9 protein-coding genes are annotated in these 17683 nt (G+C 65.0%); 7 read left to right on the top strand and 2 right to left on the bottom strand.

Annotation, left to right across the window (positions count from 1 at the left end; genetic code table 11):
- Positions 1–198: hypothetical protein (locus AC0L2X_RS27775; RefSeq protein ID WP_473600715.1), on the top strand; the 198-nt coding region annotated here is incomplete at its 5' end.
- 4 nt (positions 199–202) lie between these two features.
- Here the strand turns inward: AC0L2X_RS27775 and hutC are convergent.
- Positions 203–964, bottom strand: a complete 762-nt coding sequence (gene hutC / locus AC0L2X_RS27770; RefSeq protein ID WP_473561372.1) for a histidine utilization repressor — start codon at positions 962–964, stop codon at positions 203–205.
- A complete protein-coding gene (locus AC0L2X_RS27765; RefSeq protein WP_473561373.1) occupies positions 961–2313 on the bottom strand; it encodes a formimidoylglutamate deiminase in 1353 nt (450 codons plus the stop codon). The genes hutC and AC0L2X_RS27765 overlap by 4 nt, the downstream gene beginning before the upstream one ends.
- A 98-nt stretch (positions 2314–2411) precedes the next feature.
- On the opposite strand from AC0L2X_RS27765, the gene hutI reads away from it, so the two are divergent.
- From hutI to AC0L2X_RS27735, 6 genes are all read left to right on the top strand, one after another.
- Entirely contained in the window at positions 2412–3647 is a 1236-nt protein-coding gene (gene hutI / locus AC0L2X_RS27760) for an imidazolonepropionase (RefSeq protein WP_473561375.1), read from the top strand.
- Positions 3644–5179 carry a histidine ammonia-lyase gene (hutH, locus tag AC0L2X_RS27755; RefSeq protein ID WP_473561379.1) on the top strand — a complete coding sequence of 512 codons (1536 nt, stop codon included), beginning with the start codon at positions 3644–3646 and terminating at the stop codon, positions 5177–5179. Before hutI ends, hutH begins: the two co-directional genes overlap by 4 nt.
- Positions 5180–5588: 409 nt before the next feature.
- Positions 5589–6407, top strand: coding sequence for an N-formylglutamate deformylase (gene hutG, locus AC0L2X_RS27750; RefSeq protein WP_473561380.1), 819 nt, complete (start codon positions 5589–5591; stop codon positions 6405–6407).
- A 32-nt stretch (positions 6408–6439) separates the two neighbouring features.
- Positions 6440–8110: a urocanate hydratase gene (gene hutU / locus AC0L2X_RS27745; protein WP_473561382.1), complete on the top strand. Its 1671-nt coding sequence runs from the start codon at positions 6440–6442 to the stop codon at positions 8108–8110.
- A gap of 8 nt (positions 8111–8118) precedes the next feature.
- Positions 8119–8706: a HutD/Ves family protein gene (locus tag AC0L2X_RS27740; protein ID WP_352490125.1), complete on the top strand. Its 588-nt coding sequence runs from the start codon at positions 8119–8121 to the stop codon at positions 8704–8706.
- 267 nt (positions 8707–8973) lie between these two features.
- Positions 8974–17544 (top strand): glycoside hydrolase family 94 protein, encoded by an 8571-nt coding sequence (locus AC0L2X_RS27735; protein ID WP_473561383.1) that lies wholly within the window; start codon positions 8974–8976, stop codon positions 17542–17544.
- The last annotated feature ends 139 nt before the right edge of the window (positions 17545–17683 follow it).

The following is a 17683-nucleotide window of genomic DNA, read 5'->3' as shown; positions in this document are numbered from 1 at the left end:
CTTCCCTCTCTCCCCCCCACCCCCCCCCCCCCCCCCCCGCCCCGGCGGGGGGGGCGCCCGCCCCCCCCCCCCCCGCCCCCCCCCCCGCGGGGGGGGGGGGGGGCCCCCCCGCGAGGTTGCTCCGACCCCACCCCGCGTCACAAAATGCCGCCGTGCGGCAATTTGCTCCGCGACCCTCCCCTCAAGGGGGAGGGTTAGGAGCTCACCCCTGCGACGGCGTGAACCGCGCCACCAGCGTGTGGTTCTCTGCCGCATAGGTGAACCGGACATGGGTGACGGGGTGCTCGGCGCTCCATGTCCGTCGCTCGATCACCAGGCACGGCGCGCCGGTCTCGATGTCGAGTGCCGCCGCGATGTGCTTTTCGGCGGCAACCGCGCGAATGCGATGCTCGGCGGCACTCCACGGCACGCGCCCGATCAGCCACGGACCGGGCGCGGTGTCGAAAAACGCCTCTTCGGCGGCCTCCGGCACGGCAGACAGGTTGATCAGCCGCTGCTCGTGGGCGAACGGCCGGTTGCCGGCGAAATGCCGGCATTCCAGCACCAGCACCGGCCCGGCGACATCGAGTTCCAGCAGCGCGCGGTCGTCGGCGCTGCTGCGCCTTCTGTTTCGCGCCACGCGCTCATAGCGATAGCGCAGGCCAAGCGCCTCGACCTCGATCCGGATGTCGTGAATTTCGAGAACGGCCGCCTGCGATTGCGGCCGGCGGACAAAACTGCCCGAACGACGCCGGCGCTCGATCAGCCCGGCCTTGGCCAGTTGCGACAGCGCTTTGTTCACCGTCATGCGCGAACAATTGTATTCGGCCGTCAGTTCGTGCTCGAACGGGATGCGGTGACCGGGCGCCCAGGCGCCCGACAGGATCCGTTCGCTGATGTCCGACAGGATGCGCTGGTGCAGCGAAAGAACCTCGCCGCCGTCCGCGCTTCCAGAATCCGCGCTTATTGTTCCGATCATGCTCATGCCGAAAGCGCCGTCATGACCTTGCGGAACCGCTCGGCGATAGCATCGCGCCTGGCATGCATGCCGCCGCTGACCAGTTTCTTGCCATGCACCCAGACGCAATCGATCTTGGTGCCGCTGGCAAAAATCCAGGCGTCAAGGATTGCATCGCCCATCTTGCCGGCCAGCGATGGATGCTTGCCGTCGAGCGAGACGAAATCGGCCGAGGCACCTGCTGCGATCCGCGAAGGGCCGGCGCCCAGCGCGGCACTGCCACCATCGAGTGCAGCATCGAACAACGCACGGCCGGTCGAGCCGCCGGCCACCGCCAGCACATTGCGGGCGCGGTGGGCGAGGCGTTGCGAATATTCGAGTTGCCGCAACTCGTCCGGCAGGCCGATCAGTACGTTTGAATCCGAACCGATGCCGAAGCGGCCGCCATGCTGCATGAAGAGCGGCGCGGCAAAGGTGCCGTCGCCGAGATTGGCCTCAGTGATCGGGCAGAGGCCGGCAACGGAGCCGCTTTTCGCCATTTGCACTGTCTCGGTGTCGGTCATGTGGGTGGCGTGGATCAGGCACCAGCGCTGGTCGACCTTGGCGTTGGCAAGCAGCCATTCGACCGGCCGCGCCCCGGACCAGGCAAGGCAGTCCTCCACCTCCTTCATCTGCTCGGCGATATGGATGTGGATCGGCCCCTCCGGCGCCATGACCGTGATGTTTTCCAGTTCCTCGGGTGTCACGGCACGCAGGCTGTGCGGGGCAACGCCGACGACGCCTTGATTCAACCCGCGAAGGGATTCGCGGCCTTTCTCAACAAGCCGCGAGAACTGGTTCACATCATTGATGAACCGCCGCTGGCCTTCATTTGGCGCAGCGCCGCCGAAAGAGGAATGCGCGTAGAACACCGGCAGCAAAGTCAGCCCGATGCCTGTCTCGGACGCTGCGGCAATGATACGCTCCGCCATCTCGGCGATATTGGCATAGGGCCGGCCGTCGCGGTCGTGGTGGAGATAGTGAAACTCGCCGACGCGCGAGAACCCGGCCTCCAGCATCTCGACATAGAGCTGGGCCGCGACCGCCTCGACCTGGTCTGGCGTCATCGACAGCGCGAAACGGTACATCACCTCGCGCCAGCTCCAGAAACTGTCGGCGGAAGGGCCGCGCAATTCGGCAAGGCCGGCCATGCCGCGCTGGAAGGCGTGGCTGTGCAGGTTCGGCATGCCGGACAAAAGGATGGCATGGCGCTCGTCGCCAGGCAGGAGCGAGGTATTCGCCTCGACCGTGGCGATCCTGCCGTCGGAGATGACGATCCGCACATTGCTGTGCCAGCCGTCGGACAGAAGCGCCTGTTCCGCAAAGATTGCCGTCACGTTTTTCTCCAAATCCCGGTTGGCCGTGCGATGATAGCGCTTGCAGTGCCTTTTGATATGTATATACATAATCGTCACCGATTGAAACGGAAAAGATGATGGCTGCACAGAGCAAAAGCCGGGCAGGGGAAGTTCGCCTCTGGCGCAATGCGCGCCTCGCGACCATGGCCGAAAGCAGCGCCGGGTCAGGCGTCGTCGAGCACGGTGCAATCGCCGTGCGCAACGGCCGGATCGTCTATGCCGGGCCGGAAGCCGACATGCCGGCAGCACTTCGAGAGGGCGCCGAGGCGACCGACTGCGAAGGCCGCTGGATCACGCCCGGCCTGATCGACTGCCACACCCATCTGGTCCACGCCGGCAACCGTGCCAATGAATTCGAGATGCGGCTGGCCGGCGCCAGCTATGAGGAGGTTGCCAAGGCCGGCGGCGGCATCGTTTCCTCGGTCAAGGCGTTGCGCGCGGCGAGCGAGGACGAACTGGTCGCCCAGTCGCTGCCGCGCCTCGATGCGCTGATCGCCGAAGGCGTCACCACCGTCGAGATCAAATCCGGCTACGGTCTCGACCTCGAAAACGAGAAGAAGTCGCTGCGCGCCGCGCGACGGCTTGGCGGTGAGCGGCCGGTGACGGTCAGGACCACTTTCCTCGGCGCTCATGCGCTGCCGCCCGAAGCAAAAGGCGATAAGGACGCCTTCATCGATCTTGTTGCAAAGCAGATTTTGCCGGCCGTCGCTGCCGATGGCCTGGCCGATGCCGTCGACGGTTTTTGCGAAGGCATCGCCTTTTGGCCCGAGCAGATCGCCCGCGTGTTCGATGCGGCGCAGGCGGCGGGCCTGCCGGTCAAGCTTCATGCAGACCAGCTGTCCAATCTGCACGGCGCCGAACTTGCGGCGCGCTATGGTGCGCTATCGGCCGACCACCTCGAATATACCGACGAGGCGGGTGCAGCGGCGATGGCGAAGGCCGGAACCGTGGCGACCATCTTGCCCGGCGCCTACTACTTCATCCGCGAGACCAAGAAGCCGCCGATCGCCCTGTTTCGCCAGCATGGCGTCAGGATGGCCGTTGCTACCGACAATAATCCCGGCACGTCGCCGCTGACCTCGCTGCTGCTGACCATGAACATGGCGGCGACATTGTTCGGCCTGACCGTCGATGAATGCCTTGCTGGCGTCACGCGCGAGGCTGCCCGCGCGCTCGGGCTGCTTGGACAGACCGGCACGCTGGAGGCCGGAAAATCCGCCGATCTGGCGATCTGGAATGTCGAGCGTCCGGCCGAGCTCGTCTACCGCATGGGCTTCAACCCGCTGCATGCCCGCATCTGGAGGGGACAATGACCGAACTCAAGCTAAGGCCAGGCAATGCGACGCTGGCCGATTGGCGCGCCATCTATCGCGGCGCCGCACTGAGGCTCGACGATGCCTGCCGGCCGAAGATCAAGGCCAGCGCCGAGGCCGTCGCCAGGATCGTTGCCAAGGGCGAGCCGGTCTATGGCATCAACACCGGCTTCGGCAAGCTGGCCAGCGTCCGCATCCCCGCCGCCGACCTCGAGACGCTGCAGCGAAACATCGTGCTGTCGCATGCCGCAGGCGTCGGCGAGCCGATGCCCGTCGCAATTTGCCGGCTGATGATGGCGCTGAAGCTGGCCAGCCTGGCCCAGGGCGCCTCCGGCGTGCGGCCGCGGACGATCGAACTGTTGGAAGCGATGCTGGCTAACGACGTCATTCCCGTGGTGCCGGCGCAGGGCTCGGTTGGCGCTTCCGGCGACCTCGCGCCGCTGTCGCACATGACCGCGGTGATGATCGGCGTCGGCGAATGTTTCACCCCGCATGGCCGCTTTCCCGCCAAGGTCGCCTTTGTTTCGCACGGCCTGGAGCCGGTGACATTGGGCGCCAAGGAAGGCCTGGCGCTGCTCAACGGCACCCAGTTTTCAACCGCCTACGCGCTTGCCGCTTTGTTCGAGGCGGAAGTGCTCTACCAGTCGGCGCTGGTCGCCGGCGCGCTGTCGACCGATGCCGCCAAGGGCTCCGACGCGCCCTTCGATCCACGTATCCATCTGCTCCGGAAGCATCGCGGTCAGATCGAGACGGCCGAGGCGTTGCGCAATTTGATGGCCGGCAGCGCCATCCGTGAATCGCACCGGGTCGGCGACGAGCGCGTGCAGGATCCATACTGCCTGCGCTGCCAGCCGCAGGTTATGGGCGCAGCACTCGACGTGCTCCGCAAGGCCGCCGACACGCTCGGCACCGAGGCCAACGGCGTCACCGACAATCCGCTGATCTTTGCCGAGGATGATTCAGCACTTTCCGGCGGCAATTTCCACGCCGAGCCGGTGGCCTTCGCCGCCGACATGATCGCGCTCGCTGTCTGCGAGATCGGCTCGCTGTCGGAGCGGCGCATCGCCATGCTGGTCGACCCGGCGCTGTCCGGCATGCCGGCCTTTCTGACGCCCAAGCCGGGTTTGAATTCCGGTTTCATGATCCCTCAGGTGACGGCGGCAGCACTGGTTTCTGAAAACAAGCAAAAAGCCTATCCGGCCAGCGTCGATTCGATCCCGACCTCGGCCAACCAGGAAGACCACGTCTCGATGGCGGCGCATGGCGCGCGCCGGCTGATCGGCTTGGTCGAGAATGCGACGGCCGTCATCGGCATCGAATTGCTGGCCGCCGCGCAAGGCTGCGATTTCCACGCACCGCTGGCCTCGAGCGCGGCACTGGAGGCGGTGCGCCGGCTGGTCAGGGCCGAGGTGCCGCATCTCGACAACGACCGGCACTTCCACCCCGACATGGAGAAGGCCATCGCCATGGTACGCAGCGGCGCGGCGGTGGAAGCGGCAAGCGCGGTAAAGCTGCCGGGGGTGACGTCGTGAGACCGCTCGCCATGACAGGCCGTGTTCCGTCGCGCCCCCCTCTGTCCTACCGGACATCTCCCCCTCTAGTGGGGAGATTGGCGGTCACGACTGCTTTCGCCAATCTCCAACGTTGCAGAAATGAACGCAGGGCTGAAGCTGCCAATCTCCCCCCTGGAGGGGGAGATGTCCGGCAGGACAGAGGGGGGCGCTGTCCCGCCGACCTCAGCCCGGCAACACCGAAACTTTCAAGGTCAGAAACAAAAAACCCGCCTCGAGGGCGGGTCGTCGGGCCGAATCAGCACCATACCGAAATTAGTAGCATAGCTGCCGGCACAAAGCAAGAACAAAATACGTTGCGAGCGATTAAAAACGAGGTCGGTGTTCACGGACAATTGCAAGGTCGCGTTCTGTCGCGCGGAGACTTCCGATGACCTCACCCTCCTGGCTCACCGTCACCCGAGGCACAGCACCCCTGCTGGTTTCGATCCCGCATACCGGCATCGACCTCGCCGGACTCGACAGCCGGCTGGTCTCGCCCTGGCTCGGCCGCCGCGACTGTGACTGGTGGATCGACAAGCTCTATGACTTTGCCGAGAGCCTTGGCGCGACGGTCGTGCATACGGCGATTTCGCGCACCGTCATCGACGTCAACCGCGATCCGTCGGGCATTTCGCTCTATCCCGGCCAAACGACGACCGGTCTCTGCCCGACCGAGACCTTTGACGGCGATCCGCTCTACCGTGAGGGCGAAGAGCCGGGACCGTCGGAGATCGACGAACGCCGCGAAAAATTCTTCGTACCCTATCATGCCGCGCTGCAGGCCGAGATCGACAGGCTGCGCGCTTTGCATGGAAAGATCGTCGTCTATGACTGCCATTCGATCCGCTCGGTGCTGCCGCGCCTTTTCGAAGGCAAATTGCCGGTCTTCAATCTCGGCACCAATGACGGCAAAAGCGCCGATCCGGCGCTGCAAGCGATGGTTGGCCAGATTCTCGCCGAAACCGGCGAGAGCTTCGTCGTTAACGGCCGCTTCAAGGGCGGTTGGATCACGCGCCATTTCGGCCAGCCGCAAGCCGGCGTCCAGGCGCTGCAGATGGAACTCTCCAACCGCGGCTATCTGCGCGAGCCCGAAGGCAAGGGCATGCCCGGCAATTGGCCGGTGCCCTACGACGCCGAATTCGCAGCGCCGATCCGCGTCACGCTGAGAAATATCCTGGAAACCGCGATCGCCTGGGCCGAACGCTGACGCGCGGTGCACCCCACTCGAAAGGGACAATCATGACCGATCCTCGCCACAACATCCGTGAAGTGCGCAGCCCGCGCGGCAGCGAGCTCAACGCCCGCACCTGGCTGACGGAAGCGCCGTTGCGCATGCTGATGAACAATCTCGACCCCGACGTTGCCGAAAACCCCAACGAACTGGTCGTCTATGGCGGCATCGGCCGGGCGGCGCGCACCTGGAACGATTTCGACCGCATCGTTGCTTCGCTGAAGACGCTTGCAGACGACGAGACGCTGCTGGTGCAATCCGGCAAGCCGGTCGGCGTGTTCCGCACCCATCCTGATGCGCCGCGCGTGCTGATCGCCAATTCGAACCTGGTGCCGCACTGGGCGACATGGGAGAAGTTCAACGAGCTCGATAGAAAGGGCCTGATGATGTACGGCCAGATGACGGCCGGCTCGTGGATCTACATCGGCACGCAAGGCATTGTGCAGGGCACCTACGAGACCTTCGTCGAGGCCGGCCGCCAGCATTATGGTGGCAATCTCAGGGGCAAATGGATCCTGACCGGCGGTCTCGGCGGCATGGGCGGCGCCCAGCCGCTCGCCGCGGTCATGGCCGGCGCCTGCTGCCTGGCCGTCGAATGCGATCCCGACCGCATCGATTTCCGGCTGCGCACCCGCTATGTCGACGAACGCGCCGACACGCTCGACGAGGCTCTGGAAAAGATTGAGCGCTGGACCAAAGCCGGTGAGGCGAAATCGGTCGGCCTGGTCGGCAACACCGCCGACATCGTGCCGGAACTGGTGCGGCGCGGCGTGCGCCCCGACATCGTCACCGACCAGACCTCGGCGCATGACCCGCTCAACGGCTATCTGCCCAAGGGCTGGTCGCTGGCCGAGTGGCGCGACAAGCGCACCAGCGACCCGAAGGCCGTTGAAAGTGCTGCCCGCGCGTCGATGCGCGAGCATGTCGAGGCGATGGTGGCGTTCTGGAACGCCGGCGTGCCGACGCTCGACTACGGCAACAACATTCGCCAGGTCGCCAAGGAGGAGGGGTTCGAGAATGCCTTTGCCTTCCCGGGTTTCGTGCCGGCATATATCCGTCCGCTGTTTTGCCGCGGCATCGGCCCGTTCCGCTGGGCAGCGCTTTCCGGCGATCCCGAGGATATCTACAAAACCGACGCCAAGGTGCGCGAACTGACCCCCGGCAACACCCATCTGCACAACTGGCTCGACATGGCGCGCGAGCGCATTGCCTTCCAGGGCCTGCCGGCGCGCATCTGCTGGGTCGGCCTTGGCGACCGCCACCGGCTCGGCCTCGCCTTCAACGAGATGGTCGCCAGGGGCGAACTGAAGGCGCCGGTGGTCATCGGCCGCGACCACCTCGATTCCGGCTCGGTCGCCTCGCCGAACCGCGAGACGGAAGCAATGAAGGACGGCTCGGATGCGGTATCCGACTGGCCGTTGCTCAATGCCTTGCTCAACACGGCTTCCGGCGCCACTTGGGTGTCGCTACACCATGGCGGCGGGGTCGGCATGGGCTTTTCGCAGCATGCCGGCATGGTCATCGTCGCCGACGGCACGCCCGAGGCGGCGAAGCGCCTGGAGCGGGTTTTGTGGAACGACCCGGCGACCGGCGTCATGCGCCATGCCGATGCCGGCTACGACATCGCCATCGAGTGCGCCAGGGAGAACCAGCTCAACCTGCCCGGCATTTTGGGCTGAGCCGCGCCTTGCGCATCCTTCGGGCCTCGGAATACCGCTCGATGCCATGGAAGAACGGTGGCGGGGTGACGACGGAGATTGCCGTCTCGCCGCCAGGTGCCGGGCTCGACGATTTCGACTGGCGCGTCTCGATGGCGCGCGTCGAGAGCAGCGGGCCGTTCTCCGGCTTCGCGGGCGTCGACCGGACCTTGGCCTTGCTGGAAGGCGAGGGCATCGTCCTCGATATCGCCGGCCGGCCGCCGGTCGAAATCACCAAGGCTTCCGTACCGATTGTCTTTCCGGCCGACGTGCCGACGCAAGCGACGCTGATCGCCGGTCCGATCACCGACCTCAACGTCATGACCCGCCGCGCCCGGGCGACCCACACGGTCGAGCGCCTGCTGATTTCGGCTCCGACGAAAATCCAGGCCGAAGCCGACGCAACGCTCATCCTGCCCCTCAACGGCGAACTCAGGGTGGCCGGCGCGGCGCCCATGCAACTTGGGCCGCTCGATGCGCTGTTGCTCGGGCGGCAAGCACCTGAACTGCACCTGGATCCCGTCCGGCCGGCGATGCTGTTCGTGATCCGCATCGACCTCTTTGCCGGCAACGATTAACGCCTGTTTCCAAACATGATCGCGATGCCGGCCAAATATCGCGTAAGCTGGTCGCTGCATCACGAAAAAGCCTGAATCTTCCGCCGATCAGAAGCCGAAACGATGCTCGGAGCGCTCGCCTGGAACTTGTCGAAAGACGACACCTTGTCGTGGTGCGGAAACAAACATTCGGCCAAGTGTTGCGATGCAACCAATTGCATTTGGACCGGTTTTAGGGACATTGCCGTGGCGGTGACGCCGCACTGCGTCCCCAACACGGAACCTTAGATGAATATCCAGACCAATCTCGCACAAATCGAAAAGACGAGCGCCAGCTTCCCGGCTGTCACCGACGAGCCGATACGCTCCAATTTCCTGCCGGAAGATCGGCTGCGCGCATTGGGCGCAGCCCTTGCCAATGGCGATGCCAAGGATTTGTTCGGTCTGACGCCTTTCGATTTTCAGGCGCGCATCCGCGACAGCGCCAGGAAGATTCTCGATGTCTACCGTTCCACCAACGCTGCCCAGGCGAGGGGCGAAACGATCACGCCTGCGGCGCAGTGGCTGCTCGACAACAACTATCTGGTCGAGGAGACCATTTTTCAGGTCAAGCGCGACCTGCCGCGCCGCTTCTACCGTCAGCTGCCGACGCTGAAACTGTCGGATGGATCCAGCGTGCCGCGCGCGCTGGCGGTCGCATGGACCTATGTCGCGCATTCCGACAGTTCCGTCTCGTCGGCCATGTTCAAGGCGATCGTCGAAGGCTTCCAGTCCGTCGAGCCGCTGAAGATCGGCGAATTATGGGCGCTGCCGTCGCTGCTGCGCTTCGTCCTGATCGAGAACCTTCGCCGCATCGCGGTCCGCGTCAATCGCACGCGGGAACTGCGCCAGATCGCCAACGAGGTCGCCGACCGTGTGCTGGCGACGGACGACAGCGCCGACCGGCAGGCGATACTTTCCCACTACAGCGCCCATGCGCAGGACACCACCTTCGCCACCCAGTTGCTCTACCGGCTGCGCGACGGCTCGCAAAATGCCGGCAGGGCGCTGGAATGGCTGGAGGGCGAGCTGGAAAGGACCGGCTCCGACGCCGAGGAGATCATCCTCAGCGAGCACCACACGCTGTCCAGCGGCAACGTGACCACCGGCAACATCATCCGCGGCCTGCGCCTCATCAACGACATCGACTGGACGGTGTGGTTCGAGGGCGTCAGCCGCATCGACACCTTGCTGCGCGAACGCACCGATTTCGCGGCGCTCGATTTCTTTTCGCGCGACCAATACCGGACTGCCATCGAGGAGCTGGCACGCCGTTCTGACCTTTCCGAATTTCGCGTTGCCGAAAGGGCGATCGAACTCGCCGGCCATGCTGCCGATGCACCGGGCTCCGAAACCGGTCCGATCGCTCACACCGACGTCGGCTTCTTTCTGGTCGGCCCGCGCCGGATGGAGCTCGAGCGGTCGATCGGCTACCGGCCGACCATCGGCAAGACGATCACCCGGACGTTCCGCAAGACCGGGTGGCTGGGCATCGTCGTGCCGGTGTTTGCGCTGACGGTCCTGCTTCTGGTCGTTTCCGGCAATGCGCTTGCCAATCTCGGCCTGTCGGTGCCGTCGATCGTCCTGATGCTGGCCCTGTTCGCAGTGCCGGCCAGCGAAGGCGCGCTCGCATTCTTCAACACCGTCGTCTCGCTGTTTTTGAAGCCGACGCGTCTCATCGGCTATGATTTCAGGCACGGCGTGCCGGCCGAGGCACGGACGCTGGTGGTGGTGCCGTCGCTGATCGGCTCGCGCGACGATGTCGAGGAGAACATCCGCAACATCGAGGTGCATCACCTCGCCAACACGGCGGGTGAGGTCTATTTCGCGCTGCTTTCCGACTGGCCGGACTCGAAGACGGAGATCGATACGGCGGATGTCGAAATCCTCGAATTCGCCCGTGCCGAAATCGCCAGGCTGAACGCCCGCTATCCCTCGGAAGGCGCGCCGCGCTTTTATCTGCTGCATCGGCGCCGGCTCTACAACGCGTCGCAAGGCGTTTGGATGGGCTGGGAGCGCAAGCGCGGCAAGCTGCACGAATTGAACCTTCTGCTGCGCGGCGACAGCGACACCACCTTCCTGCCGTTGGAAGTGCCATTGCCGGAGAGCGTCGTCCACGTCATGACGCTGGACGCCGACACCCGCACCACCCGCGACGCCGTCGCCGCGTTGGCCGGCAAGCTTTGCCACCCGCTCAACCGTCCGCATTTCGACGTGGCCCGGCGCGAGGTCATCGCAGGCTATTCCATCCTGCAGCCGCGCATCACTGCGTCGCTGACCAGTGGCGACGAGGCGTCGTTCTTTCAGCGTGTCTTTTCCGCCAATCGCGGGCTCGATCCGTACGTCTTTGCCGTGTCGGATCTCTACCAGGACATCTTCGGCGACGGTTCCTTCACCGGCAAGGGTCTCTACCATGTCGACGCCTTCGAGGCGGCACTGAAGGGCCGCATCGAGGAAAACACCATCCTCAGCCATGATCTGCTCGAAGGCGCACTGGCGCGCTCGGCTTTGGTCACCGACGTCGAACTGGTCGAGGACTATCCCACCCGCTATTCGGTCGACGCGTCGCGCCACCATCGCTGGGCACGCGGCGACTGGCAGCTTCTGGGCTTCATCCTCGGCCCGCGCTCAAACGTGCCGGCGCTGTCGCGCTGGAAGATGGTGGACAATCTTCGCCGCTCGGTGACGCCGATCTTCTGGGTGATGGCCGCGATCGCCGGCTGGACGCTGCTGCCCTTCACGCAGGCCGCGCAATGGCAGGCGCTGCTGATCCTTACGCTGTTCATGGCGCCCACTTTCGACATCGTCAACGCCATCCTGCCGAAGAGCGGCGATCAGACGCCGCGCGGCCATTTCTCGGCGCTGGCACGCGACGTTGCCTTCGGCACCGCCCTGGTGGCGCTGAAGATCGTGCTGATGGCGCACCTGGCCTGGATGATGGGCGACGCGATCATCCGCACGCTCTACCGCCTGTTCGTCAGCCGCCAGAACCTGCTCGAATGGCGCACCGCCTCGCAGGCACACAAGGGCGGCGACAACGATCTCGGCTCCTATTACAGCATCATGTACGGTGCGGTGATCATCGGCGTCGTCGGCCTCGCTGTCCCGGTGCTGGCCGATTCCACCGGCGCCTTCGTGGCCTTCTTCTTTGCCTTGTTCTGGATCGGCTCGCCCGCCATCGCCTGCTGGATCAGCCGTTCGGCCGAAACCGAGGACCGCCTGCGCATATCGGCCGCCGACATCCACGCGCTGCGCACCGTGGCGCGGCGTACATGGCACTATTTCGAGACCTTCGTGACGGCCGAGCATCACCATCTGCCGCCGGATAATTTCCAGGAAAGCCCGGCCCCCGTTGTGGCGCCCCGCACCTCGCCGACCAATATCGGCGTCTACCTGCTGTCGGTGATTTCGGCGCGCGATTTCGGCTGGATCAGCCTCTCCGACGCCGTCAACCGCATCGACGCGACCATGTCGACCATCGAGAGCATGCCGCGCGACCGCGGCCATCTCTTCAACTGGTATGACACGACGACCCTGAAGCCGCTCTATCCGCTTTACATTTCTGCCGTCGACAGCGGCAATCTCGCCGGCCATCTGGTGGCCGTGGCCGCTGCCTGCGCCGAATGGGCCGAAGCGCCGTCGGTGCATGTGCAGGGCGACTTCGAAGGCATCCTCGACACCGTCACCATCCTCGACGAAAGCCTTGAGGAACTGCCCGACGACCGGCGTCAATTGCGGCCCTTGCGCCAGCGGCTCGCCGACCGTCTCGACGGCATGCGGCGGGCGGTCGAATTGATCAAGGCGCAGCCGGAGATGGCGTCGATCCGTACCATCAACCTGGCCGTCCTGGCCGGCGAGATACGCAAGCTCGCGACAGCCATCCACACCGAGGCCGCATCGACCCAGAGCGACACCATCGCCGATTGGGCGGCCAGGCTCGAAGCCACCTGCGAGGCGCATGTGCACGACGCGCACAGCGACGAAAACGCCGTCGCTGCATTGCGGGCCAAGCTTCTGACCTTGCGCGAGCGCACACGCCGTTTCGCCTTCGAGATGGATTTCTCGTTCCTGATGCGGCCCGAGCGCAAGCTCCTGTCGATCGGTTACCGGGTCGAGGAGCATCAACTCGACGAAAGCTGCTACGACCTTTTGGCCTCCGAGGCGCGGCTGACCAGCCTGTTCGCCATCGCCAAGGGCGATTTGCCGACCGAGCACTGGTTCCGGCTCGGCCGGCCGATCGTTGAGATCGGCTTCCAGGGCGCACTGATGTCCTGGTCCGGCTCGATGTTCGAATATCTGATGCCGCCGCTGGTGATGAAGGAGCCGCAAGGCAGCATTCTCAACCAGACCAGCAAGCTGATCATCAAGCGCCAGATCCAGTATGGCCGTTCGAAGAACGTTCCCTGGGGGATCTCGGAAGCGGCCTACAACGCGCGCGACCGCGAGCTGACCTATCAGTACACCAATTTCGGCGTGCCCGGGCTCGGCCTGAAGCGCGGCCTTGGCCAAAATACGGTGATCGCGCCTTACGCGACCGTGCTGGCAGCGCAGTTCACGCCGCATGAATCCGTGCAGAACCTGGCCAGGCTGAGGCGGCTGGGCGCACTGGGCCGGCACGGTTTTTACGACGCGGTGGATTTCACGCCGCAACGCGTCCCCGAGGGCACCGACCACGCCGTCGTGCTCAACTACATGGCCCACCACTCCGGCATGTCGATTGCCGCAGTTGCCGATGCGATCTTCGAAGGGCGCCTGCGCGACCGCTTCCACAGCGATCCGGTGATCGAGTCGGCCGAATTGCTGCTGCAGGAAAGGGCGCCGCGCGACATCCCGACCGCGACCGTCAGGACCGAGGCCGACGAGCGCTCGAAGGACGAGACCGAGCTGGAAAGCCCGGATACGCGCATCGTGCTCGATCCGCTCAGGGCGCTGCGCTCGACCAGTGTCATGTCCAATGGCCGCTACTCGGTCATGGTGACCGCCACCGGCTCCGGCTATAGCCGCTTGGGCGAACTTGCCGTCACGCGCTGGCAGCCGGATCCGACCGAGGACCGCCTTGGTTCCTATATTTTCCTGCGCGACGCCAGCAACGGCGACTGGTGGTCGGCCACCGCCGAGCCGAAGCGCGCCGCCGGCGAGCGTGCGCAGACGCTGTTTTCCGACGACAAGGCGAGCTTCGTCAAATCGATCGGATCGCTGCGTTCGGAAGTCGAGTGTATCGTCATCTCGGAAGGCAATGGTGAGGGCCGACGGGTGACGCTCCACAATGATGGCCCCGCCGACCGGCATATCGAAGTAACCTCGTTTTCCGAACTGGTGCTGGGCTCCGAGCCCTCGGACAATGCCCATCCGGCCTTTTCGAAGATGTTCGTGGAGACCGAGATCGCGCCGAACAACGGCGCGATCTTCGCCACCAGACGCAAGCGCGAGAAGGACGAGCCCGACGTCACCATGGTGCATTTCGTCACCGACCCGTCTGGATCGGCGCGAGACGCCGAGGCGGAAACCGACAGGCGCGCTTTCATCGGCCGCGGCCGCACCATCACCGAGGCGGCTGCCTTTGATCCCGGCGCCAAGCTTGGCGGCCATTCCGGCTTCACCCTGGATCCGATCGCCTCGCTTCGCCGGCAGGTGCGCGTGCCGGCCAACAAGAAGATTTCGCTGACCTTCTGGACCGTCGTCGGTACCCATCGCGCCGAATTGGATGCCGCCATCGCCCGGCTCGACCATCCCGAAAGCTTCGCCCGCCAGGCGATGCTCGCCTGGACGCGCTCGCAGGTGCAGACCCGGCACCTTGGCCTCAGCCTGTCCGACGCCGCCAATGTGCAGAAGCTGGCGCGCTATCTGATCTATCCCGATCCGTTCCTGCGCCTTCCCGGCGAATCCATCGTTTCCGGGCTCGGCAGGCAGTCCAGCCTGTGGCCGACCAGCATATCCGGCGATTTTCCGATTTTCCTGGTCAGGATCGCCGATGTCGCCGATCTGGAGATCGTCGCCCAGGCGCTTCGCTTCCAGGAATACATGCGCGCTCGCGGCATGATGATCGATTTTGTCGTCGTCAACGAGCAGGCGTCATCCTACGTGCAGGACCTGCAGCGCGCGGTCGAGACGCTGTGCGAAAACAGCCGGCTGCGCGGCAAGGAGCTCGGACCCCGCCAGCACATTTTCGCGGTGCGCCGCGATCTGATGGAGGAAACGACCTACAGGACCTTGCTCGCCGTCGCTCGGGTGGTGCTGCATACGCGCAACGGCACCATCTTCGACCAGATCGAGCGCGCCGAGGCCGCGGCACTGCAGGCGCGGGACGCCGCCCTCCAGCCGGCAGACCTTGCAGCGCTTCGCGAGCCGTCCTTGCCGGTGCCGACGTCGCAAGCATCTGCCGCCCAGGCACTGATCGAGGGCCGCGTCGACGGCAGCGGGCTCGACCAATGGAACGGTTTCGGCGGCTTCGACGGCGACGGACGCCACTACGTCGTGCGTCTTGCCGGCCGGCGCACGACGCCGCAGCCGTGGATCAACGTCATCTCCAACTCATCGTTCGGGTTCCACATTTCGGCTGAAGGCGCTGCGTTCACCTGGAGTCGCAACAGCCGCGACTATCAGTTGACGCCATGGTCGAACGATCCGGTCACCAACCGGCCCGGCGAGGGCATCTATATCTACGATCATGCCAGTGGCAGGGCGTTCTCGCCAATGGCTGCCGTGGTGCGTGATCCGACAATGACCTACGAAACCTGGCACGGGCAGGGTTTTTCGACGTTCCGCTCAAAGCGCGGGCCGCTGTCGATGGACCTGACCCATGTCGTCGATCCCGTCGATCCGGTGAAGATATCGCGGCTGCGCATCCAGAATTCGGGTTCGGTGCCGATGCGGCTGCGTATCTATGCCTATGCGGAATGGGTTCTTGGCGGCCATCGCTCGCGCACCGCTGCAAGCATCGTTCCGTCGAGGGATGCCGCGACCGGCGCCTTGCTGGCGCAAAATCCCTATGGGCTCGATTTCGGCGAGCGGATCGCCTTTCTGGCCGCCGACGGTGCGGTGCATTCGGTCACCGCCGACCGCGGCGAGTTCATCGGCAGGCAAGGCACGAGCGAGTTTCCGCATGCCGTGCTGAGCGGCGCCGGCCTGTCGGGCCGTGTCGAGGCTGGCGACGACCCCTGCGCGGCCATCGCACGCGACATCGACATCGCTGCCGGTGGCGACGTCACGCTGCTCTGGCTGCTCGGCGACGCGGCCTCGCCCGCGGAGGCCAGCGCGCTGGTGCAGACCCATCGCTCCAGGGATTTCGATCAGCGGCTGGCCGACAACCAGCGCACATGGCGCGGCTTTCTCGACACAATCCAGGTCGAGACGCCGGACAAGGCCCTCGACGCCATGGTCAATCACTGGCTGCCCTATCAGAGCCTGGCCTGCCGCATCCGTGCCCGCTCTGCGTTCTATCAGGCGAGCGGTGCCTTCGGCTTCCGCGATCAGTTGCAGGACACCTTGGCCTTGCTGGCGCATGACCCCAGGCTGGCGCGCGATCAGATCCTCAACGCGGCGCGGCGGCAATTCCCCGAAGGCGACGTGCAGCATTGGTGGCTGCCGCGCACCGAGGCCGGTGTCCGCACCATGATCTCGGACGACGTGGTCTGGCTGGCCCACGCCACGGCCCGCTACCTGCTGGTGACCGGCGACACCGCGATCCTGAAGGAGCAACTGCCCTTCATCGAAGGGCAGGCGCTGGGAGAAGGCGAGCACGACGCTTTCTTCATCCCGGAAATCTCGAAGAAGACAGCCTCGCTCTATGACCATTGCGCGCGGGCGCTTGATCTTGCCGTCAAGCGCAGCAGCCCTGCCGGGCTGCCGCTGATCCTCGGCGGCGACTGGAACGACGGCATGAACCGCGTCGGCGAGCACGGCAAGGGCGAGAGCGTGTGGCTGGGCTGGTTCCTGCTGAAGACGCTCGGCGACTTTGCCGCTGTCGCCAAGGCGGAGCGCGATGCCAAGCGCGTGCAAGCCTGGACAAAGCACGCCGAGGTGCTGAAGCGGGCGCTGGAAAGCACCGCCTGGGATGGCGAGTGGTATCGGCGCGGCAGCTTCGACGACGGCACGCCGCTCGGCTCGCGCAAATCGGACGAGTGCAAGATCGACTCGATCGCCCAGTCCTGGAGCGTGCTTTCGGGCGAGGGCGACCCGGCGCGGTCGACGACTGCAATGGGGCAGGCGATGAAAGCGCTCGTCGACGACGACCTCAACATCGTCAAACTGTTCACGCCGCCCTTCTCGAAGACGGAAAAGGATCCGGGCTACATCAAGAGCTATCCGCCGGGCGTCCGTGAAAACGGCGGCCAATACACGCACGCGGCAACATGGTTCGTCATAGCGCTCGCCGAGATGGGTCGCACCGACGATGCCTACCGTTGCCTTTCGATGCTCAATCCGGTCAACCATGCGCTCGACGAAGACGCGGCAGAGCGCTACCGGGTGGAACCCTACGTCGTCGCGGCCGATGTTTATTCCGGGCAAGACAAGGGCGGCCGAGGCGGCTGGACCTGGTATACCGGGTCGGCGGGCTGGCTTTATCGCGCTGCGGTCGAGAGCATTCTCGGCATAGAGCGCCGCGGACAGCGCCTCCAGTTCACGCCGAGACTTCCCAGCCATTGGGACGGCTATTCGGCAACCCTGAAGATGCTGGGCGCCGAGATCAAAGTACGCGTCGTCCGCGACAAAAAGGCCCGGGCCATCTCACTTGAAGTGAATGGCACGAAGACCAAATCTTCGTCCTTCGAGCCAAAAGCCGGAGATAGTGCCGAGGTGGTCGTCAGAATACCGACCTAGATTCAAGGGCTTGGAGCGTCGCTCAGGGTTCCCCAGGGCACGCACGGGCGCTCCAAGTGCCTCTATCGGTTATATTTGCCTTTGAACTTGCTGAATGCCTGCACACGACTTTAGACGTCGTGCCCAGGGTCTTGCTGAT

Source organism: Mesorhizobium sp. WSM4828 (assembly GCF_055811175.1).
This window is presented reverse-complemented; position numbering and strand designations above follow the sequence as displayed.

What these genes read in the sequence shown, in the direction of transcription:
- hutC (WP_473561372.1), bottom strand. Translation starts at nt 964, where the DNA reads ATGAGCATGATCGGAACAATAAGCGCGGATTCTGGAAGCGCGGACGGC.
- hutI (WP_473561375.1), top strand. Translation starts at nt 2,412, where the DNA reads ATGGCTGCACAGAGCAAAAGCCGGGCAGGGGAAGTTCGCCTCTGGCGC.
- hutH (WP_473561379.1), top strand. Translation starts at nt 3,644, where the DNA reads ATGACCGAACTCAAGCTAAGGCCAGGCAATGCGACGCTGGCCGATTGG.
- hutG (WP_473561380.1), top strand. Translation starts at nt 5,589, where the DNA reads ATGACCTCACCCTCCTGGCTCACCGTCACCCGAGGCACAGCACCCCTG.
- hutU (WP_473561382.1), top strand. Translation starts at nt 6,440, where the DNA reads ATGACCGATCCTCGCCACAACATCCGTGAAGTGCGCAGCCCGCGCGGC.
- AC0L2X_RS27735 (WP_473561383.1), top strand. Translation starts at nt 8,974, where the DNA reads ATGAATATCCAGACCAATCTCGCACAAATCGAAAAGACGAGCGCCAGC.